17 protein-coding genes are annotated in these 21419 nt (G+C 67.7%); 10 read left to right on the top strand and 7 right to left on the bottom strand.

The window, feature by feature from the left end:
• Positions 1-18 precede the first annotated feature (18 nt).
• Positions 19-885: a LysR family transcriptional regulator gene (locus tag H7H34_RS05050; RefSeq protein ID WP_185924449.1), complete on the bottom strand. Its 867-nt coding sequence runs from the start codon at positions 883-885 to the stop codon at positions 19-21.
• A gap of 172 nt (positions 886-1057) precedes the next feature.
• Between H7H34_RS05050 and bla the strand changes: the two genes are divergently transcribed.
• The 3 genes from bla to H7H34_RS05035 all read left to right on the top strand — a co-directional run bounded on the left by bla (position 1058) and on the right by H7H34_RS05035 (position 4107).
• Positions 1058-1960 carry a class A beta-lactamase gene (bla, locus tag H7H34_RS05045; protein ID WP_185924448.1) on the top strand — a complete coding sequence of 301 codons (903 nt, stop codon included), beginning with the start codon at positions 1058-1060 and terminating at the stop codon, positions 1958-1960.
• A gap of 110 nt (positions 1961-2070) precedes the next feature.
• Positions 2071-2436, top strand: a complete 366-nt coding sequence (locus H7H34_RS05040) for a VOC family protein (protein WP_185924447.1) — start codon at positions 2071-2073, stop codon at positions 2434-2436.
• Between the two features lie 324 nt (positions 2437-2760).
• On the top strand, positions 2761-4107 hold the full coding sequence (locus tag H7H34_RS05035; RefSeq protein WP_120268818.1) for an MATE family efflux transporter: 1347 nt from the start codon (positions 2761-2763) through the stop codon (positions 4105-4107).
• A gap of 13 nt (positions 4108-4120) precedes the next feature.
• On the opposite strand, the gene choV is transcribed toward H7H34_RS05035, so the two are convergent.
• The 3 genes from choV to H7H34_RS05020 form a co-directional block, all read right to left on the bottom strand.
• Entirely contained in the window at positions 4121-5152 is a 1032-nt protein-coding gene (gene choV / locus H7H34_RS05030; RefSeq protein WP_120268817.1) for a choline ABC transporter ATP-binding protein, read from the bottom strand.
• A complete protein-coding gene (gene choW / locus H7H34_RS05025; RefSeq protein ID WP_067221049.1) occupies positions 5149-5997 on the bottom strand; it encodes a choline ABC transporter permease subunit in 849 nt (282 codons plus the stop codon). The genes choV and choW overlap by 4 nt, the downstream gene beginning before the upstream one ends.
• Before the next feature lie 121 nt (positions 5998-6118).
• Complete coding sequence (locus H7H34_RS05020; RefSeq protein WP_185924446.1) at positions 6119-7066, bottom strand: choline ABC transporter substrate-binding protein; 948 nt, start codon at positions 7064-7066, stop codon at positions 6119-6121.
• Between the two features lie 650 nt (positions 7067-7716).
• Between H7H34_RS05020 and betI the strand changes: the two genes are divergently transcribed.
• The 3 genes from betI to betB all read left to right on the top strand — a co-directional run bounded on the left by betI (position 7717) and on the right by betB (position 11524).
• Positions 7717-8337, top strand: a complete 621-nt coding sequence (gene betI, locus H7H34_RS05015) for a transcriptional regulator BetI (RefSeq protein ID WP_120268814.1) — start codon at positions 7717-7719, stop codon at positions 8335-8337.
• Positions 8338-8341: 4 nt separating this feature from the next.
• Complete coding sequence (gene betA / locus H7H34_RS05010) at positions 8342-9997, top strand: choline dehydrogenase (protein ID WP_209006159.1); 1656 nt, start codon at positions 8342-8344, stop codon at positions 9995-9997.
• A 63-nt stretch (positions 9998-10060) separates the two neighbouring features.
• Complete coding sequence (gene betB, locus H7H34_RS05005; RefSeq protein ID WP_185924445.1) at positions 10061-11524, top strand: betaine-aldehyde dehydrogenase; 1464 nt, start codon at positions 10061-10063, stop codon at positions 11522-11524.
• Positions 11525-11531: 7 nt separating this feature from the next.
• On the opposite strand, the gene H7H34_RS05000 is transcribed toward betB, so the two are convergent.
• Together H7H34_RS05000 and H7H34_RS04995 are read right to left on the bottom strand one after the other, a co-directional pair.
• Complete coding sequence (locus H7H34_RS05000; RefSeq protein ID WP_185924444.1) at positions 11532-12644, bottom strand: quinone-dependent dihydroorotate dehydrogenase; 1113 nt, start codon at positions 12642-12644, stop codon at positions 11532-11534.
• Positions 12644-12985: a DUF952 domain-containing protein gene (locus H7H34_RS04995; protein ID WP_185924443.1), complete on the bottom strand. Its 342-nt coding sequence runs from the start codon at positions 12983-12985 to the stop codon at positions 12644-12646. The genes H7H34_RS05000 and H7H34_RS04995 overlap by 1 nt, the downstream gene beginning before the upstream one ends.
• Positions 12986-13279: 294 nt before the next feature.
• On the opposite strand from H7H34_RS04995, the gene H7H34_RS04990 reads away from it, so the two are divergent.
• The 4 genes from H7H34_RS04990 (at position 13280) to H7H34_RS04975 (ending at position 19478) form a co-directional block, all read left to right on the top strand.
• A complete protein-coding gene (locus H7H34_RS04990; RefSeq protein WP_120268809.1) occupies positions 13280-13945 on the top strand; it encodes a S24 family peptidase in 666 nt (221 codons plus the stop codon).
• A 36-nt stretch (positions 13946-13981) separates the two neighbouring features.
• The gene (locus H7H34_RS04985; RefSeq protein ID WP_185924442.1) at positions 13982-14965 is read left to right on the top strand and encodes a thermonuclease family protein; all 984 of its coding nucleotides are present in this window, start codon (positions 13982-13984) and stop codon (positions 14963-14965) included.
• Positions 14966-15563: 598 nt separating this feature from the next.
• Positions 15564-17273: a methyl-accepting chemotaxis protein gene (locus H7H34_RS23275; RefSeq protein WP_120268807.1), complete on the top strand. Its 1710-nt coding sequence runs from the start codon at positions 15564-15566 to the stop codon at positions 17271-17273.
• A 495-nt stretch (positions 17274-17768) separates the two neighbouring features.
• Positions 17769-19478, top strand: a complete 1710-nt coding sequence (locus tag H7H34_RS04975) for a methyl-accepting chemotaxis protein (RefSeq protein ID WP_185924441.1) — start codon at positions 17769-17771, stop codon at positions 19476-19478.
• 81 nt (positions 19479-19559) lie between these two features.
• Here the strand turns inward: H7H34_RS04975 and H7H34_RS04970 are convergent, their stop codons facing one another.
• Positions 19560-21224: a lysine--tRNA ligase gene (locus H7H34_RS04970; RefSeq protein ID WP_185924440.1), complete on the bottom strand. Its 1665-nt coding sequence runs from the start codon at positions 21222-21224 to the stop codon at positions 19560-19562.
• Between the last annotated feature and the right edge of the window lie 195 nt (positions 21225-21419).

The raw sequence follows: 21419 nt of genomic DNA, 5'->3' as shown, positions 1-21419 counted from the left end.
GGAGCTACGCCTGCGTCCTCAGCCCGCCTCGTCCGCGATCCACTGGTGAAAGGCGCGCATGGCCGGCGTCTGCCGGCGCGATTTCAGCCAGGTCAGCCAGTAGGCGCCGAGCGAGGCGTCCACCGCGAAGGGGCGGATCACCCGTCCCTCCTCGATCTCGCGCGCAAACATCGCGACCGGCACCAGGGCAACGCCGGCCCCCAGCGATGCCGCCTCCACCAGGGCTCTGGAGGAATCGAACATGAAGCCGCGCGCCGGCAACGGCTCGAGCCCGGCCATGCGGAACCAGGCCGCCCATTCGTCCTGCCGATAGGAACGCAGCAGATCCTCGCCGGCCAGATCGGCGGGCTGCCGGAGCCGCGCCGCGACCTGCGGCGCGCAGACCGGCGAGAACGGAGCCTCCATCAGCCGCACCGCATCCGTCGCGTGCCAGGCGCCATCCCCGAAGCGGATGAACAGGTCGAGCCCGTCGAGCAGCATGTCGGCCCGGTTGTTGTTGGTCTTCAGCCGTAGATCGACATGGGGGTTACGCTCGCGAAAGCCCGCCAGACGCGGCAGCAGCCAGCCGATGGCGAAGGTGCCGACGACGCCGATGGTCAGGATCTCGCGGAAATTGCCCTGCTCGAACTGGCTCAGCGTCGCGCTCATCCGGCGGAAGGCGTCGGTCAGCACGGGCAGCAGGGCCTGCGCCTCGTCGGTGAGCGCGAGCCCCCGCGGCAGGCGCTTGAACAGGGTCAGGCCGAGCGTGTCCTCAAGCGCCTTCACCTGATGGCTGATCGCGGTCTGGGTCACCCGCAGCTCCAGCCCGGCACGGGTGAAGCTGCCGAGCCGGGCCGAAGCCTCGAAGGCGCGCAGCGCATTGAGCGGCAGTTGCGAGACGTCCATGGGCTTTTCTCCAAGACCAATATTTTCTCATGTCTAATCCCAGAATTGATCGTTTGGCGAGGGTCTCGTGTTTGCGCATGATCGCTCCCGCAGGCTGGGAGGCCATCCAGCGCCACCTGCCGCCGGCACCGACCGGCGCGGGTCGCACGCTTTCACCACGGAGACGAAATCCATGTTCAAACTGTCTCGCCGGCAGGCGCTTGCCGGCTCGCTTCTGCTCGCCCCGACGCTGGCTGCCGGCACCACTCTCGTGACCATGCCCGCCCGCGCCGGCACGGCCGATATCGCCGATATCGAGGGGCGCCTTGCCGCGCTGGAAAGCAAGCAGGGCGGCCGCCTCGGCATCGCCATCCATGACGTTGCCAGCGGGCAGACCTTCGGCAATCGGCTGAATGAGCGGTTTCTGATGGCCTCCACTTTCAAGCTGATGCTCACCGCCTTCGTGCTCGCCCGCGTCGACCGGGAGGAGGAGCAGCTCGACCGGCGCATTCCCTTCACCAAGCGCGATCTGGTGTCCTGGTCGCCGGGCACGGAAAAGCACGCCGGCGGTCCCGGCCTGACGGTCGCCGAACTGTGCGAGGCGACGATGACGCTGTCGGACAACACCGCCGCCAATCTGCTGCTGGCAAGCTTCGGCGGCCCGGCCGCACTGACGGGCTTCGCCCGCTCGCTCGGCGACGAGACCACCCGTCACGACCGGACGGAGCCGGCACTCAATGCCCATGACGGGCCCGACGACGAGCGCGACACCACCACGCCGGCAGCGATGGCGGAGACCCTGCGCAAGCTGCTGTTCGGGGATGCGCTGTCGCGCCGCTCGCGCGACCGGCTGACCGCGTGGATGGTCACCAACCGGACCGGCGATGCGCGCCTGCGCGCCGGCTTTCCCGCCGACTGGCTGGTCGGCGACAAGACCGGCACCAGCGGCAAGGGTCACGCCAACGACATCGGCGTCGCCTGGCCGAGCGGGCGCGGCGCGCTGATCGTCACCGCCTATTGCGAGATGCCCAAGGCCGAGGCCAAGACGCGCGACGCCACCATGGCAGAGATCGCCCGCATCGCCGCCTCCATCTGAGGCAGCCCGGGCGGGATGGCCTTGCTGCTGTCCCGCCCCATCCGACATTTCTTCAAGGCACGGGCCGCCCCATCGCCTACCCTCTCCCGCAGCAATCACGGGAGCACCGCATGACCGTCAGGCGCATCGTCGCGAATATCGCCGTCACCGATACCGGGCCGTCCACGGCCTTCTACCGGGACATTCTCGATCTCGAGCCGGTGATGGACCACGGCTGGTTCGTCACCCTTGCCGCCGAAGCCCCGAGCCCGGCACGCCCGCAGATCGGCATCGCCACGCAAGGAGGTTCGGGCACGCCGGTGCCGGACCTCTCCATCGAGGTGGACGATCTCGACGAGGTGATCGTCCGCATCGAACGCGCCGGACTTCGCCCCGAATACGGGCCGGCCGTTGAGCCCTGGGGCGTGCGCCGCCTGTTCCTGCGCGATCCGAACGGACGTCTGCTCAACATCCTGGAGCATGCGGGGGAAAGCTGAGACGAGAGCACAGCGCGCCGTAACCCCCTCCTCCCTCTCCTTCGTCATTCCGGGCAAGGCGAAGCCGCGACCCGGAACCGGCGAGCCAGGGCGTCTCGGATGCACTCCCGGATGATCCACCAGCGCCCTGCCTCCCCGATCCCGGGTCTCGCGATGCTCGCCCGGGAAGACGCCGGGAGAGCGTCGTGCAGGAGTATGACAGAACGATCGAGCACGGCACGGGCCCGCCCGCCACATCCCGTTTGACCGTTCCACCTCTGTTCGCTAGCGTCCGGCCAAACGACTCTCCTGCCCGCCTGCACCCCACATTTTGAGCCAAGCCAGATGACGAGCCAGCCCGGCGCCGTGCGCCCGTTCGACGTGACCAGCCGCAGCGTGCTTGCCATCGCGGTGCCGATGACGCTCGCCTATCTGTCGACGCCGCTGCTCGGTCTGGTCGACACGGCGGTGATCGGCCAGCTCGGCGATGCCGCGCTTCTCGGCGGCATCGCGCTCGGCGGCGTGCTGTTCGACATCGTCTTCACCAGCTTCAACTTCCTGCGCGCCGGCACCACGGGCCTCACAGCGCAGGCCGCCGGTGCGGGCGACGGCGAGGAGGAGCGCGCCGTGCTGTTCCGTGCCGTGCTGCTGGCAGTGGTGCTCGGGTCGGTAGTGATCGTTCTGCAGCAGCCCGCGCTCTCCGCCGGCCTGTGGCTGATGGGCGGCAGCCCCGAGGTGCAGGCCGCGACCACCAGCTATTTCGCCATCCGCGCCTTCTCCGCGCCGCTGGCGCTCGCCAATTACGCGTTTCTGGGCTGGTTCATCGGCCGCGGCCGGGCCATGACCGCGCTCGGCCTGCAGACCTGGCTGAACGGCTTCAACATCGCCCTGTCCGTGCTGTTCGTGCTGTATTTCGAGTGGGGCGTCGCGGGCGTTGCCGCTGCCACCGTCGCGGCCGAGGCGCTGACCGCGCTGGCCGGTACGGTGCTGGCCGCCCGCGCCCTGTCGGGCCGGCCGCTCCCGACCCGCGCGCAGGTTTTCGACAAGGTGCGCTTCAAGCGGATGATGGCGCTCAACGGCGACATCCTGATCCGCTCCTTCGCGTTGATTACCGCCTTCGCCTTCTTCATGTCGCGCTCGGCAGCGCAAGGCGACACCGTGCTGGCGGCCAATGCCATCCTGGAGAAGCTCTTCATGGTGGCGAGCTTCTTCCTCGACGGCCTTGCAACGGCGGCCGAGCAGCTTGCGGGCCGCGCGGTCGGGGCGCGCTACCGCCCGGCCTTCGACCGCTCGCTCAAGCTCAGCCTCGTCTGGGGCTATGTGCTCGCCGGGCTGATTTCGCTGGTCTTCTTCTTCGCCGGCCCGGTGCTCATCCATGCGATGACGACGGCGGAGGACGTGCGCCAGGTCGCGATCACATACTTAAGCTGGGCGGCGGCGACGCCGTTGTTCGGCGTGCTGGCGTTCCAGATGGACGGCGTGTTCATCGGCGCCACCTGGTCGCGCGACATGCGCAACATGATGCTGCTGTCGCTGGTGCTCTACTTCGCCGCCTATGCGATCGCCTTCCCCATACTCGGCAATCACGGCCTGTGGCTCGCCTTCACCATCCTGCTTGCCGCGCGCGGCTTCTCGCTGCTGGCGATCACCGGCCGGCGCGCGCGGGAGACCTTTCCCGCGCTCCCGGCCTAGCCGGCAGTACCTTCTAGCGCAGGCAATCGAGGATCTCGCCCTCGCCGACCAGCCCCAGCGGGGTGTCGCCGTCGCAGACCAGCACCGGCGCCTCGGCGGAGCGCTTCAGGGCGATCACCTCGCGCACCGGCGTCTTCGGCGCGCAGCGCGGCGCGCCGTCCAGCCCGCTCGCCTCGCCCTCGCCCAGCGGACGCATGATGTCGCGGGCGCGCAGCACCCCGAGCGGGTTCATGTGCGCCACGAACTCCGCCACATAGTCGCTCGCCGGCTTGCGCACGATCTGCTGCGGCGTGCCGAGCTGGATCACCCGCCCGCCCTCCATGATGGCGATGCGGTTGCCGATCTTGGCCGCCTCGTCGAGATCGTGGCTGACGAAGACGATGGTCTTGTTGAGCTTGTCCTGCAGCGCCAGCAGCTCGTCCTGCAAATGGCCGCGGATCAGCGGATCGAGCGCTGAGAACGGCTCGTCCATCAAGAGGATTGGCGCGTCGGTGGCAAAGGCGCGGGCCAGCCCGACACGCTGCTGCATGCCGCCGGACAGCTCGTGCACATACTTGTCGCCCCACTGGGCAAGGCCGACCAGCTCCAGCTGCTCGTCGACCTTCCGCCGGCGCTCGCGCGTCGGCAATCCGGCCAGCTCCAGCCCGAAGCCGACATTTTCGCGCACCGTGCGCCAGGGCAGCAGCGCGAATTGCTGGAACACCATGGCGATGCGGCCGCGGCGCAGCGCGCGCAGCTCCTGCGGCGCGCAGGCGGACGGGTTCACCGAGCCCTCGCCATTGTGCACCAGAACCTCGCCCCGGGTGATCTGGTTCAGCCCGTTGACGGCGCGCAGCAGCGTCGACTTGCCGGAGCCCGACAGGCCCATCAGCACGATCAGCTCGCCCTCCTCGATGTCGAAGCTGGCGCCGGCCACGCCGAGGATCTGGCCGGTCTCCGTCTGGATCTCGGCGCGGCTGCGGCCGGCATCGATCAGCGGCAGCGCCGTCTCGGGGCGCTTGCCGAAGACGATGTCGACATTGCGGAACGAAACGGCGGCGGTCATCGGCTGCCCTCCCCTTCGTTGCGGTTGCGGAAGAAGCGGTCGAGCACGATCGCCACCAGCACGATGGCGATGCCGACCTCGAAGCCCTGCGCGATGTTGACGGTGTTGAGCGCGCGCAAGGTCGGCACGCCGAGCCCGTCGGCGCCGACGAGCGCGGCGATCACCACCATCGACAGCGACAGCATGATGGTCTGGGTCAGGCCGGCCATGATCTGCGGCAGCGCGTAAGGCAGCTCCACCTTCCACAACAGCTGCCAGCCGGTGGCGCCGAAGGCCTCGCCCGCCTCGATCAGCTGGCGCGGGGTGGAGGAAACGCCGAGCTGGGTCAGGCGGATGGGCGCAGGAATGGCAAAGATCACCGTGGCGATGAGGCCCGGCACCATGCCGAGACCGAAGAGGATCAGCGCCGGGATCAGATAGACGAAGGTCGGGATTGTCTGCATCAGGTCGAGGACGGGGCGCATCGCGGCATAGAGCTTGGGCCGGTGCGCGGCGGCAACGCCGAGCGGCACGCCGATCGCCATGCACACGGCGGAGGCGGCGATGACCAGCGACAGGGTTTCGGTCGTCTGCGTCCAGTAGCCCTGGTTGATGATCAGCAGCAGGCTCGCCGCGACGAACAGCGCGAAGGAGACGCGCCGCTGCACGACATAGGCCAGCACCGTTGCGGCGATCACGACCGCGACCGGGCCGGGGGCCTGCAGGAGCCATAAGATGCCGTCGATCAGGGTCTCGAGCACCGCCGAGATGCCGTCGAACACCCAATAGGCGTTGGCGGTGAGCCAGTCGACCAGGGCCTTGGCCCAGGAGCCGATGGGAATCTTGTGTTGGGTGAGCCAGTCCACGCGCAGCCTCGCCGTCCGTTCTTGTGATTTTGTGCGGGAGCTTGCCGCCTGCCCGCAGGGCGAATGCGGTCCGCCCGCGCGCGCAGGCCCTCAGGCCTCACGCGCGGGCGAACGGGATGGGTCAGAGGCCGAGGGCGCCCTTCAGGGCCGCCTTGGCATCGCCGCCGTCGAAGGTGGTCACACCCTCGAGCCAGGCATCGGCAACGCCCGGGTTGGCCTTCAGCCAGGCGGTCGCGGCCGCGTTCGGCTCGGTGCCGTCATTGAGGATCGCGCCCATGATCTCGTTCTCCATCTGGAGCGAGAACTCCAGGTTCTGGAGGAACTTGCCGACATTCGGGCACTCTTCCACATAGCCGGCGCGCACGTTGGTGTAGATCGTCGCACCGCCGAGATTGGGGCCGAACACCTCGTCGCCGCCCTCAAGATAGGCCATGTCGATATTGGCGTTCATCGGATGCGGCTCCCAGCCCAGGAAGACCACGTCCTGCTTGCGCGGCACCGCGCGCGAGACCTGCGACAGCATGCCGGCTTCCGAGCTCTCGACGATGTCGAAGTCCTTCAGGCCGAACATGTCCTTCTCGATCATGTCGATGATCAGGCGGTTGCCGTCGTTGCCGGCCTCGATGCCGTAGATCTTGCCGTCGAGATCGTCCTTGAACTTGGCGATGTCGGCGAAGGACTTCAGGCCCTTGTCATAGGTGTATTGCGGCACGGCGAGCGTGTACTTGGCGCCTTCCAGATTGGCGCGCACGGTCTCCACCGAACCGTCCTCGCGATAGGCCTTGATGTCGCCCTCCATGGTCGGCATCCAGTTGCCGAGGAAGACGTCGATGTCCTTGTTCTTCAGCGAGGCATAGGTGACCGGCACCGAGAGGATCTTAACGTCGGGCTCGTAGCCGAGCGCGCCCAGCACGACCGAGGCAGTGGCGGTGGTGGCGGTGATATCGGTCCAGCCGACATCGGAGAAGCGGACGGTCTTGCAGGCTTCGGCTTCCGCCGCCATGGCGGCGGGGGCGGCAAGGCCCAGGGCAAGGGCTGCGGCGCCGAAGCGCAGGGCAAGGGTTTTCATCAGCTTGTGTCCTCCTGACGGAGCGGGACGACCGGAAGGGCCGGCCCGCATGCGGGGTTGCAGCGCAGCGGCAGGTCCGCCTGCGCCGATGGTGGGCCGGCCGCAAGGGGCGCGGCGGCACGAGGTCCCGACGCGCGATCCGCGGCAAGCGCGGCGCGCAGGGGTTCGAAGGGCGGGGCGGGAGGTCCCGCACACCGGCAGCGAAGGCCGGCGGCCAGAGGCGACGGGGTCGCCAGGGCGCGGCACCGGGGCGCGATACGCGCTCGCCGAATGCTGCAGCCAGGCAGCAAGGGCCCGGCACGAACGAACCGGACCTCCCTGCCCGTTTCGATGCGCATCAAAACATTTTTGAGCGGAATAGGCAATTCCCCGCACGTTTTTCGTTTTTTCATTGATTGAACGGCCAATCAAAATTATTCCTTGAAGAGCAAGGCGCGCCGGCCGACACCGACCGGAAAGCGCATCCGCCGCGCAGCACGCCCCTGTGGACGGGCTGCCGCCGAGGACCAACGCAGCGGCTGCCGCCGGCGGCCTGCCCTCCCCTCGACCGGCGGCGCATCTCAGGGACAGGACCGCACACGCCGCCCGGCCTCGGGCGGGGCGGATCGCAACCTTCAGAACGAACGGGGCGGGCTGGAAACGGAGCGGACATGCCGCGAATCGGAATGGAAACCCATCGCCGCAAGGCCTTGATCGACGCGACCGTCGCGACGATCCACGAGCGCGGCTTCGGCGATGCGACGATGGCGGAGATCGCGCGGCGTGCCGGTGTCTCGGGCGGGCTCGCGCATCACTATTTCGGCTCCAAGGCCGGGCTGCTCAACGCCACCATGCGATTCCTGCTCACCGACCTGTCGCGCGAGACGCGCGAGCGTATGGCCGGGGCGGAGGGTCCGCGCGCGCGCATCTCGGCGATGATCTCGGCCAGCTTCGCGCCGACCCAGTTCCAGCCGGCGCTGATCTCGGCCTGGCTCGCCTTCTACCTGCAGGCGCGCACCGACGCCGAGACGCGCCGCCTGCTGCGCATCTACCACCGGCGGCTCGTCTCCAACCTCGCCCATGCCTTTTCCGCGCTCATTCCCGGCGAGCGCGCCCGCCATGCGGCCGAGGGTACGGCGGCGATGATCGACGGGCTCTGGCTGCAGCGCATCTTCGCGGACGGCCCGCCGCAGCCGCGCAGCGCCATCCGCCGGGTCGAGGACTATGTCGAGCGGCAGCTCGGCACGCTCCCCCCGGCCGCCACGGACATCGCACACAAGGGGAACGGATAGACCCATGCAGGACGCGACACATATCGTCGTCGGCTCCGGCTCGGCCGGCGCCGCCCTCGCCTATCGCCTGTCGGAAGACCCGGCCAACAAGGTTCTGGTGCTGGAGGCCGGCGGATCGGATATCGGCCCCTTCATCCAGATGCCGGCTGCGCTCAGCTACCCGATGAACATGTCCCGCTACGACTGGGGCTATCAGAGCGAGCCGGAGCCGCATCTCGGCGGGCGCCGGCTCGCGACCCCGCGCGGACGCGTCATCGGCGGCTCCTCCTCGATCAACGGCATGGTCTATGTGCGCGGCCATGCGCGCGACTTCGACACCTGGGAGGAGATGGGCGCACGCGGCTGGTCCCATGCCGATGTCGCCCCCTATTTCGAGCGGATGGAGACGAGCCATGGCGGCGAGGCCGGCGTGCGCGGCACCTCCGGTCCGCTGCACGTCACCCGCGGCACCAAGTGGAATCCGCTCTATGCCGCCTTCGTAGAGGCCGGGCGTCAGGCCGGCTACGAGACGACGCCGGACTATAACGGGCTGAAGCAGGAAGGCTTCGGCGACATGGAGATGACCGTGTGGCGGGGCCGGCGCTGGTCCACCGCCAACGCGTATCTGCGTCCGGCGCTGAAGCGACCCAACATCCACCTGTTCACGGGCGTCACCGTCACCCGCGTGCTGTTCGAGGGCGCGCGCGCGACCGGCGTTGAATACCGGCAGGGCGGACGCATCGAACGGGTGAGCGCCTCGGCCGAGGTGATCCTTGCCGCCTCGTCCATCAACTCGCCGAAGATCCTGATGCTGTCCGGTATCGGCGACGGCGCCGCGCTCAGCGCGCTCGGCCTGCCGGTCCTTGCCAACCGTCCGGGCGTCGGCGGCAACCTGCAGGACCATCTGGAGCTCTATATCCAGCAGGCCTGCACCCAGCCGATCACCCTCTACAAGCACTGGAACCTGATCTCCAAGGCCATCATCGGGGCACAGTGGCTGTTCACCGGCACCGGGCTCGGCGCCTCCAACCATTTCGAGGCCTGCGCCTTCATCCGCTCGCGCGCCGGCATCGAGTATCCGGATATCCAGTACCACTTCCTGCCCTTCGCCGTGCGCTACGACGGCAAGGCGGCGGCGGAGGGGCACGGCTTCCAGGCGCATGTCGGGCCGATGCGCTCGAAGTCGCGCGGACGCGTGGCCCTGACCTCGCCCGACCCGATGGCCGATCCCTCGATCCTGTTCAACTACATGTCGCACCCCGAGGATTGGGAGGACTTCCGCGCCGCCATCCGCCTGACGCGGGAGATCTTCGGCCAGGAAGCCTTCGCGCCCTATCGCGGCCGCGAGATCCAGCCGGGCGCCGAGGTGCAGTCCGATGCCGAGCTCGATGCCTTCATCCGCGAGCACGCCGAGAGCGCCTACCACCCCTGCGGCACTTGCCGCATGGGCGCGCCCGACGATCCGATGGCGGTGGTCGACCCGCAAGGCCGGGTGATCGGCGTCGAGGGCTTGCGCGTTGCCGACAGCTCGATCTTCCCGCAGATCACCAACGGCAATCTCAACGCCCCCTCGATCATGGCCGGCGAGAAGATCGCCGACCAAGTCATGGGACGCGAGCCGCTGCCGCGCTCCAACAAGGAGCCTTGGATCCATCCGAACTGGCGGACAGCGCAGCGTTGACGCCTTAGACTTGCCTCACACTCATTCGTAAAGTTCCGGTTCGCGTCCGCCAGGAGAGAGTTCATGCGTGCCCAGCCCCCCGCTTCGCATTTCATCAACGGCAGCTATCAGGAAGACCCGCATGGGCGGCCGATCGAGAACCGCTATCCGGCGACCGGCGAGGTGATCGCCAGGCTCTGCGCGGCCGGCTCCGAGACGGTCAATGCGGCCGTTGCTGCGGCCCGCTCCGGCTTCCGCGTTTGGGCGGCAACGCCGGCGGCCGAGCGCGGTCGGGTGCTGCGGCGCGCGGCGGACCTGCTGCGCGAGCGCAACCGGGAGCTCTCCGAGCTGGAGACCCTGGACACCGGCAAGCCGCTGCAGGAAACGCTTGTGGCGGACGCGGCCTCCGGCGCCGATTGCCTGGAATATTACGGCGGCCTTGCCGCAACCCTCACCGGCGAGCACATCGATCTCGGCGGGTCCTTCGCTTACACCCGCCGCGAGCCGCTCGGCGTCGTCGGCGCCATCGGTGCGTGGAACTATCCCATCCAGATCGCCTGCTGGAAGGCGGCACCCGCACTCGCCTGCGGCAATGCGGTCGTGTTCAAGCCGTCGGAGCTGACCCCGCTCAGCGCGCTCAAGCTTGCCGAAATCTTCAAGGAAGCCGGCCTGCCGGACGGGGTGTTCAACGTGGTGCAGGGCTATGGCGAGACCGGCGCGCACCTGGTCGAGCATCCGGACGTCGCCAAGGTCTCGCTGACCGGCTCGGTCCCCACCGGCACGAAGGTCGCCGAGATTGCCTCCCGCACGCTCAAGCATGTGACGCTGGAGCTCGGCGGCAAGTCGCCGCTGATCGTCTTCGACGATGCCCATCTCGACAATGCAGTGTCGGCGGCGATCAACGCCAATTTCTACTCCTCCGGCCAGATCTGCTCGAACGGCACCCGCGTCTTCGTGCAGAAGGGACTGAAGGAGGCCTTCCTCGAGAGGCTGACCGAGCGCACCGCCCGCGCAAGGCTCGGCGATCCGATGGACGAGAGCGTCGACACCGGCCCGCTGGTCTCGCAAGCCCAGCTCGACAAGGTGCTCGGCTATATCGAGGCGGGACGGCGCGAGGGCGCGCGACTTGTATGCGGCGGCAACCGCGCCACCGTGCAGGGCTTTCCGGACGGGCTGTTCGTCGAGCCGACGGTGTTTGCCGACGTCGCCGACCACATGACGATCGCCCGCGAAGAGATCTTCGGCCCCGTCATGTGCGTGCTCGACTTCGAGAGCGAGGAAGAAGCGGTGGCGCGGGCCAATGCGACCGAGTTCGGCCTTGCCGCCGGCGTCTTCACCCGCGACATCGCCCGCGCGCACCGGGTGATCGGCGCGCTGCATGCCGGCACCTGCTGGATCAACACCTACAACCTGACGCCGATCGAAATGCCGTTCGGCGGCTACAAGAAGTCCGGCATCGGCCGCGAGAACGGCCATGCCGCCATCGAGCACTACAGCCAGGTGAAGTCCGTCTACGTGGAACTCGGGGACGTCGCTAGCGCCTATTGAGGGCGCCTCAGACGTTCCCCTGCCCGTCCGGGTCGGCCTTGGCCCAGGCTTCCGCATTGCGGCCGCTCGCCTCGCTAAGGTCGGCAAGGCCGTGCCGGTCGAGGCAGGCGGACAGATGCGTCAGGATGCGGCCGACCAGCCCGGGTCCCTCGTAGACAAGGCCCGTATAGAGCTGCAGCAGGTTGGCGCCGGCCGTGATCTTGGTCCACGCCGCCTCGCCGCTGTCGATGCCGCCGACGCCGACGATGGGCAGGCGCGGGCCGACGCGCAGGCGCATGCGGGCAAGCGCGATGGTCGCGCGGCGAAACAGCGGCCGCCCCGACAATCCGCCGGCCTCGGCCGCGCCCTTGCGGTCGGTGAGGCCATTTCGCGCCAGCGTCGTGTTGGAGACGATCAGCCCCTCGATGCCGGCGGCCAGCACCTCGGCGGCGATGTCGTCGAGCCCCGCCTCGTCCACGTCCGGCGCAATCTTCAGCAGCACCGGCACCGAACGCCCGTGGCGGGAGGCAGCCGCTTCCCGCGCCTCCATCACCCGGCCGAGCAGCTCCTTCAGCGCCTCGCGCGCCTGCAGGTCGCGCAGGCCCGGCGTGTTCGGCGACGAGATGTTCACCGCGAAATAGGACGCGAGATCGGCGAAGGTCTCGATCCCGGCCACATAGTCGGCGATGCGGTCGGCCGCGTCCTTGTTGGCCCCGACATTCACCCCGACGATGCCGCCGCGATGGCGCCGCGCCGCCAGCCGCGCGCGCAGCGCCGCATGGCCTTCATTGTTGAAGCCGAGGCGATTGACGACACCCCGATCCGCAGGCAGGCGAAAGACGCGTGGGCGCGGATTGCCGGCCTGGGCCAGCGGCGTCACCGTGCCGGCCTCGGTGAAGCCGAAGCCGAGCGCCAGCAGCGCGTCGGGCACCTCGCCGTTCTTGTCGAACCCGGCAGCCATGCCGAGCGGGTTGGGAAAGGTCAGATCGCCGAGCGTCACCGCCAGCCGGCCGTCGCTCGGCACCTTGCAGGCCGGCGTCAGGCCGCTTGCCAGCGCCTTGACGGTCAGCCCGTGGGCGGTTTCCGCATCCAGCGAGAAGAGCGCCTTGCGGGCGAGCGCATCGACGGCGGAGGAAAACATCACAGCGCCTCCGGGAAGAGGTGGGCGCCGTCCGCTCCCAGCGGCAACGCGCGCACCCAGCGCACCGCCGACATGTCCAGCTCGCCGTAAAGATGCGGGAACAGCGCCCCGCCGCGCGAGGGCTCCCATTTCAGGCCCTCGCCCAGCGCCTCGGCCTCGATCGCGACGAGGACAAGTCCCTCCTGTCCGGCGAAGTGCTTCGCCGCGGTCTCGCGCACCTGATCGGCCGCAGAAAAATGGATGAACCCGTCGGCCAGGTCCACCGGCGCACCGGAAAACCGCCCCCGTGCCTCGGCCTGTTGCCAGTCCTTGCCCGGAGAAATCTTGTAGATCAACGTCATGAGGCGGCCCGTCCCTGTGCGTGAAAAAGGCTTGCGCGCCGGATTACAGGCTGAGGGCCGGCCGCACAAGGCCAAGAGGAAGGCAATTGGGGAGGAAAGCGGGCGCCTCGTTGCCGGGCCAGACTGGCACTCGACTGCCATTAGGAATATATACCCGTAACGGGGATAACCCGGACAGGAAGCGCGGGACGGGCGGCCTCGACCACCCCCGGCGTCCGGCCGTCCCGGCGGCGGCCGCAGCAACAGGCCGCCCGGCCAGGACCATTCCCTGGCAGGCGGCAGCGGAGCCAAACCATGCTTTCGCACGAGACGGTCTGGTCGGCCATCGACCTGCTTGCCCGGCGCAACGGGCTGACGCCCTCCGGCCTTGCCCGGCGCGCGGGGCTCGACCCCACCACCTTCAACCCGTCGAAGCGCACCGCCGCAGACGGGCGGCCGCGCTGGCCGTCGATGGAATCGATCGCCAAGATCCTCGGCGCCACCCGTTCCGACCTTGCCGACTTCGTCGCGCTGGTCAACGGACCGGAACAGGACGCCGCGTCCGCCGACATGGCCGACAGCGACCGCTTGCCTCTGCCGCAGCTCAGCTCCGCCACCGGCGCCCATGCCGCTGCAGGCGGCTTCTTCCATGACGGCGACCTGCCGGCGGTGCTGGAGGGCGGCGGCCCCACCGCCCTTGCAGAGATTCCTTGCGAGGACTGCGCCATCCGTGTCACCGGGGGGGACATGCTGCCCTTCTACCGGGAGGGCGACATCATCGTCATCTCGCCGAAGCGGCCGATCCAGCGCGGCGACCGCGTGGCGCTGCGCCTTGCCTCGGGCGAACTCCGCGCCCGCATCTTCACCCGGCGTCTGCGCGGCCGCATCGAGCTGTCGGCGCTGGATGCGGAGGCCGCACCGGAGCGGCTGGCGATGGCGGAGATCGCCTGGATGGCCCGCATCATCTGGGCGAGCCAGTAGCTACGAGCCGCAAAAGCGCGGCAAACGGGAACGGATATGGGACGCACTTTCCTCATCGCATTGCTGATCGCCGGCACGCTCGCGGTCGCGGCCGACTATGGCAGCGGCGGCATGCTGCGGGGCTTGGTGAGCAGCGAGAACGGCGACGGCGCCCTCCCCGGCGCCTGCCGCCGCCCCCGGCGCAACGGCCAACGCGGCGACCGAGCCCGAGCCCCAAGCCCAGCCCGCCCCCTCCCGCAGGCCGCATCTCCCGTCGTGCCCTTAGCACCCCCGCAGGTCGTGCAGCTTCCCGATGCGCCCAACCCCTCCAGCATCCGCAATGTTACGCCGTCCGACATCCTGCCGCCGCCGCGCGTCTCCGGTCCTCTCAAGCGCGTCGCCTCGCAGGTACCGAAGCTGCCAGAGCGCGAGATCCCGACAGAGATCACCTTCCACCAGCCGCTGGTGATCGATGCCGGGAGCTTCCGCACCAAGCAGCTGACGATCCGCCTTGCCGGCATCGACGCACCGCTGCTCGAGGAAACCTGCCCCTCGCGCCTTGGCGGCACCTGGCCCTGCGGCATGCGGGCGCGCACGGCCCTGCGCGGGCTCGTGCGCCGGCACGCCATTACCTGCGACGACATGCAGGACACGCCGGCCGGCGTGGTGCTGGCCCAGTGCCGCAAGCAGGGAACGGACCTCGCCGCATGGATGGTGGCGCAGGGATGGGCACGGCCCGGCGAAGGCGCGGGCGAGGACCTTGTCGCCGCGTCCGAGGCTGCCCGCGAGGCGCGCCGCGGCATCTGGCAACTCGACGGCCCGGCGCCGCTGTCCCACTTCCCCTCCCTCTCGGCCGGTGAAGCGCAGGACGACGACACGCCCGCTGACGAGGGCACGCCGGAGGCTACGGCCGGCGCCCCTTCGCCGCTCGACCCGGACCGCCAGCCCGGTGCGGATGCGGATCCTGCACGCGCCCTATCGCTGGACCTGCCCCCGGTGGAAATCACCGAAACGCCCTGGCATCCGGGCAACCGGAACTGACGGCGGGCCGCCGCGACGGCTCGCAGACCCTGGAGCCGCCCGACCGGAGAAATTTTCCCCAAAACCGATATTCTTCGGACGAACGTTGCGGCACCTCAGGGCTCGCAAGGCCAACCCTAGAAAAGATGGCCCGCCGCCTTTCCCTTGAGGAAAAGCGCGTTGCGGATCCTGCGCAAGTCTCGCCTCCCTCAAGTAAACCCTTACGAAAATACCACAATCCCCGCTCAACCGCCCGCCATGGCCATCGCTGCATTTCCAGACGAACCGCTCACAGAAAGAAAATACCAAAATATTCGATAGCAGTATCCTCGAAAAATTTGCCCCTCAAACGTGGATCAATATTCGAAGACAAGCCAAATTCTTGAAACTCACATGCGCTTTCTAGGGTCTTTAACACAAATTTAAGAATGGGAGCGCAATCAAGTTGTGACCGAGCAAATCTCGGCCAACCTGCACGTACCAGCGCACCACGACTTGAGCTTCAAGAACAGAAAACCTGCAATATTCGAAGAACCATAAATAAAATCTCTCGAAATATTGCCGAGCTCGCACCCCCGCTGCGCCCATCCCAGTCGATCTCGAACTCTGCGAGCCCCCCATGCTGCGGCTTTCCAACATCCGAATCCTCTACAAGATCCTCCTGGTCATCGCCTTGCTCAGCGCGATTGCCGGCGCCCTGACCTATCAGGCGATTTCCGCCATGACCGTGATGGACAGCGCGAGCGCGCGCATGTCCGCACAGGCCACCAATTCGCGGCTCGTCGCCCAGCTCAGCGCCAACCTGATGGCGATCAGCCGCGCCAACTATCGCATGGCAGCCGATCCTCGCCCTGCCACCTTCAAGGAGGCGAACCAGTCGATCAGCCGGGAGCGCGAGAGCTTTGCAAAAGGCATGGCGGAAGTGCGCGCCGGCGATTCCAGCTGGATCACCGCCGACCTCGACCAGATCCAGGCCCGCTGGGACAAGTTTCAGATCGAAATCGATGAAGATGTCGACCTGGTCAACACGATGGGCGGCGATCGCACCCCCGAACAATCGGCAACCCTCAGCGACTCGATGGATGCCACGCTCGAGGCGAGCCTGACCGTGCGCCAGTCCTTCGTCGACCTGTCCGGCAAGCTGAACGACGAGGTCGAGCGGCTGAAGCTCGAGGCCAACGAAGCCTATCGCCAGAGCGAGACCAGCATGATCACGCTGGCGATCGCCGGCATTCTCGGCGGCGTCTTCGTCGGTTTCCTGATCACCCGCTTCGGCATCGTCAATCCGATCCGCGCGCTGATGGGCAGCGTCCGCCAGCTGGCCGATGGCCATTTCGACATCGAGGTGGCCGGGCGAGATCGCAAGGACGAGGTCGGCGAGATCGCCCAGGCCGTCGAGGCCTTCAAGATCAAGCTCGCAGAGGAAGCCCGGCGCGAGGCCGAGGCCAAGATCGAGCGCGATCTCAAGGCCGCCGAGCAGCGCAAGGCCGAGATGATCCGCATGGCTGACGATTTCGAGAATGCGGTGGGCGAGATCGTCACCGTCGTCTCCTCCGCCTCGACCGAGCTGCAGGCGGCCGCCGCCACCCTCACCTCCAGTGCCGAGGAGACCAGCTCCCAGTCCGCCTCCGTTGCCAGCGCCGCACAGCAGGCGGCGATGAACGTGCAGACCGTCGCTGCCTCCATCGAGGAACTGTCGAGTTCGGCGACCGAAATCGGCCGCCAGGCCGACCAGTCCAAGAACGTCGCGGTGCGGGCGGTGGAAGAAGCCGAGCGCACGAATGTGCGGATGCGGAACCTGCGCGAGAACGCCGACAAGATCGGCGCGATCATCAGCCTGATCGACGAGATCGCCGAGAAGACCAACCTCCTCGCCCTCAACGCCACCATCGAGGCGGCGCGCGCGGGCGAAGCGGGCCGCGGGTTCGCGGTCGTTGCCAACGAGGTCAAGGGGCTCGCCGAGCAGACCGCAAAGGCGACGGCCGAGATCTCCACGCAGATCAAGTCGATGCAGAGCTCGACCACGGAAGCGGGCGAGGCCATCGTCTCCATCGGCGAGACCATCCGCGACATGAACTCGATTGCCGACGCGATTTTCGGTGCCATCGGCGAGCAGACCAGCACCACGTCCGAGGTCGCCCGCAACATCCAGCAGACCGCTCAGGGCACGCAGGAAGTCACGGACAATATCGGCGGCGTCACCCAGGCCGCGCAGGAAGCGAGCTCCGCCTCGGCGCAGGTGCTGTCCTCGGCCAACGAACTGGCCGAGCAGTCCTCCAACCTGCGCATGCAGATGTCGCAGTTCCTGGACAAGGTCCGCGCCTCCTGAGGCTCCTTTCAGGCGCCTCCACCGCTCCCGGCCCGCGCCGGCGGGCACAAGACAGAGAAGGGCCGCCCTCGGGCGGCCCTTTTTGTGTTTGTTTTCAAGATGTCGCCAATAAACCCCGCCCAGGCGTCGAGTTTTACATACGGGGTCACCGCACTGTAAATTTTCCCAAGAATATCCACAAACGAATCGCATCCACTTGTAGATACTACCAAGCATCTACCGGGATTCCGAGGCTTTGACCGGCCTGCCGCAACCGATGAGATACGCTGCACGAGCAGCATTAACCACAGATTCATAAACGCAACTCAAAACTTTGAGTCAACAAAGGCAATAACAACGCTCGTTATATTTGAGCAAAAACCGAAAATATAAGTATCTCATCCAGATAGCCATAAGCCATCTCTGGAAGAAGAGAACCACGCGACCCTCCAAAGGTAGTCAGCGCCGACAGCCCATTTTCTGCCCTGTCGGGGTGTCAAATACCGGAGACAATCCATGCCCTTTCTTTCGAATCTGAAGATCATCACCAAGATCCTCATCGTCATCGGGTTTCTCGGCTCCATCGCCGGCGGGCTGAGCTATATCGCCATCACCGGCATGGACGAAATGAACGCGTCCAGCGAACGCATGGACCAGGCGGCCACCAATGCGCGCCTCGTTGCCTCGCTCGGGGCGAACGTGCTGGCCATCGGCCGCGCCGAAGCCCAGCTCGGCACCGATCCCCGCCCCGAAGCCGTCGAGCACATCCGTGGGCTGATCGACACGGAGCGCACGCGCTTCGCCGACCGGCTGGCCCGGGTGCGCGAGGCCGCAACCGGCGAGATCGCCGCCAGTGCGGAGCAGGTCGCCAGCGAATGGGACGCCTTCCTCGTCAGCGTCGACAAGACCGTCGCCGCTGCCGAGGGCGTGAAGGGCTTCGAGATGACCGGGGCCACGGCCGATCTGCGCGAACAGCTGGAGCTCAGCAACCAGAAGGCCAATGCCCTGCGCCAGACCCTGATCGACGTCTCCAAGGATCTCGAAAACCGCGTCGGCGACCTCAAGAACGAGGCAACGGCGCAATATGAGGCGAGTTCCCGCCTGCTGCTGATCGTCACCTTCGCCGGCATCCTCCTGGGCATCGGCGTCGGCTTCGCCATTGCCAAATTCGGCATCGCCGATCCGCTGCGCCGCCTCGTGGCGATGGTGCAGCGCCTGGCCGGCGGCGAGTTCGACATCGAGATCGACGGCCGCGAGCGCAAGGACGAAGTCGGCGAGATCGCCCAGGCGGTCGAGGCCTTCAAGGTCAAGCTGGCCGACGAAGCGCGCCAGGAGGCGGAGGAGAAGATCGTCGCCGATCGCGAGCTTGCCGAGAAGCGCCGGACCGAGATGAACCGGATGGCCGACGACTTCGAAAATGCGGTCGGCGAGATCGTCAACATCGTCTCGTCGGCGGCGACCGAGCTGCAGGCCGCGGCCAGCACGCTGACCGCCTCTGCCGAGGAAACCAGCTCCCAGTCGGCCTCCGTCGCCGCGGCGGCCGAGCAGGCGGCGATGAATGTGCAGACCGTCGCCTCGGCGGTGGAAGAGCTTGCCAGTTCGGCCGGGGAGATCGGTCGTCAGGCCGAGCAGTCGCGCGAGGTTGCCGGCCGTGCCGTCAGCGAGGCGACGCGCACCACCGACCGGATGGGCGAGCTGCGCAGCAATGCCGACCAGATCGGCGCGATCATCAGCCTGATCGACGAGATCGCCGAGAAGACCAACCTGCTTGCCCTCAACGCCACCATCGAGGCGGCGCGGGCGGGCGATGCCGGGCGCGGCTTTGCCGTGGTCGCGCAGGAGGTCAAGGGGCTCGCCGAGCAGACCGCCAAGGCAACGGCCGAGATCTCGACCCAGATCAAGTCGATGCAGAGCTCGACCCTGGAGGCGAGCGAGGCGATCTCGGGCATCGGCCGCACCATCGACGACATGTCCAACATCTCGGCGGCGATCTTCTCGGCCGTCGGCGAGCAGGGCAACACCACGACCGAGGTTGCGCGCAACGTCCAGCAGGCCTCGCAAGGGGCGGAGGAAGTGACGTCCAACATCGTCGGCGTCACCCAGGCCGCGCAGGAGGCAAGCTCCGCCTCGGCCCAGGTTCTGGCCTCCGCCAGCGAGCTGGCGCAGCAGTCGGAGGTGCTGCGCTCGCGCATGGCCGAGTTCCTGCGGACCGTGCGCGCCGCCTGAGGCTCGCACGAAACCCTCGCCGCCAAACGCGAACGGGCCGCCCGATGGGCGGCCCGTCTTGCATTGGCAGGTGCTGGCCGGTCAGCCGGCGGAGACGAGTTCGCCGGCGATGGCCTTGGCGATCAGCGCGCGGGTCTCCGGAATGCCGTAGAGCGCGACGAAGGAGCCGAAGCGCGGCCCCCTCTCCTGCCCCAGCAGCAGCTTGTAGAGCGCCGAGAACCAGACGACGGAGACGCCGGGTCCGCCGTCCGGGCTCTTCTTGTTCGGGTCCTGGTAGCGCTCGATGGCGCGGGCGACGTCCAGCACCGCGTCCTGGATCGCCGAACCGTCCGCGCCCTCGGGCAGGCTGGCGAGCTTTTCGTCCAGCGCCCTCAAGGCCTCCAGCTCGACCTCGTCCGGCACGTGGAAGACCTTGGCCGGCTTCACGAAGTCCTCGAAGTAGCGGATCGCGTAGCCGACCAGCTCGTCGAGCTTCGGGTGGCTCTGCGGCGTCACGCCCGGCACATGGCGCGAGATGAACGCCCACAGCACGTCCTTATTCTCCGCGTTGGAGGCGGAGACGAGGTTGAGCAGCATGGTGAAGGAGATCGGCACCTCCACCTTCGGCGGGTTGCCGGAATGGATGTGCCAGGCCGGGTTGGCCAGCTGCTGCTCGACCGGCATCGAGGCGTATTTCTCCGCGAAGGCGAAATACTCGTCGACCGCCTTCGGGATGACGTCGAAATACAGCTTCTTGGCGGTCTTCGGCTTGGTGAACATGTAGAGCGCCAGGCTCTCCGGCGAGGCGTAGGTCAGCCACTCGTCGATGGTCAGGCCGTTGCCCTTCGACTTGGAGATCTTCTGGCCCACCTCGTCGAGGAACAGCTCGTAGACGAAATGCTCCGGCGGCGTGCCGCCCAGAACCTGGCAGATCCGGTCGTAGATCGGCTGGTTGGTCAGGTGGTCCTTGCCGAACATCTCGAAGTCGACGTCGAGCGCCGCCCAGCGGGCGCCGAAATCCGGCTTCCACTGCAGCTTGACGTTGCCGCCGGTGACGGGGAGCGTCACCTCGGTGCCGTCCTCGTCCTCGAAGGTGATCGTGCCGGCCTTGGCGTCGACCGCCCTCATCGGCACGTAGAGCACGCGGCCCGAGATCGGCGAGATCGGCAGGAAGGGCGAGTAGGTCGCCTGCCGCTCCTCGCCGAGCGTCGGCAGCATCACGTCCATGATGTCCTGGTACTTCTCGGCGGCCTTGATGAGGATCGCGTCGAAGCGGCCGGACTTGTAGTAGTCGGTCGCGCTGGCGAACTCGTATTCGAAGCCGAAATGGTCGAGGAAGCGGCGCAGCATGGCGTTGTTGTGGGCGCCGAAGCTGTCGTAGTCCCCGCCGAACGGGTTCGGCACCGCCGTCAGCGGCATGTGCAGATACGGCTCCAGCGCGGCGCGATCCGGCACGTTCTCCGGGATCTTGCGCATGCCGTCCATGTCGTCGGAGAAGCACAGCAGCCGGGTCGGGATGCGGTCCTCGCTCAGCAGGCGGAAGGCGGTGCGCACCATGGTGGTGCGGGCGACCTCGCCGAAGGTGCCGATATGCGGCAGGCCTGAGGGGCCGTAGCCGGTCTCGAACAGCACCGGGCGGTCGATCTTCGCCTTCTCCACGCGTTTCAGCAGCTTGCGCGCCTCCTCGAACGGCCAGGCCTTCGAGGTCCGGGCGGCCTCGACGACGGCAGGGGAAAGATCGAGTTCGGGCAGCGAAGCTGTGGTCATGTGCGGACCGTTGTCTTTGTCTTGTGTTTCGGGATTGGGGTATTCGCAAAACCGGCCGGGATGGCGCGCGGGCGCACGGGCCGGCCGGCGCGCGACACTAGAGCGTTTCCGGGCGAAACGGAACCTTCGCATCGCAAAAAATCGCCGCACCCGCCCGCCTGCGACGATGGGTGTCTTGCGCTCGCCGCCTCATGC

Source organism: Stappia sp. 28M-7 (assembly GCF_014252955.1).
Lineage (GTDB): Bacteria > Pseudomonadota > Alphaproteobacteria > Rhizobiales > Stappiaceae > Stappia.
This window is presented reverse-complemented; position numbering and strand designations above follow the sequence as displayed.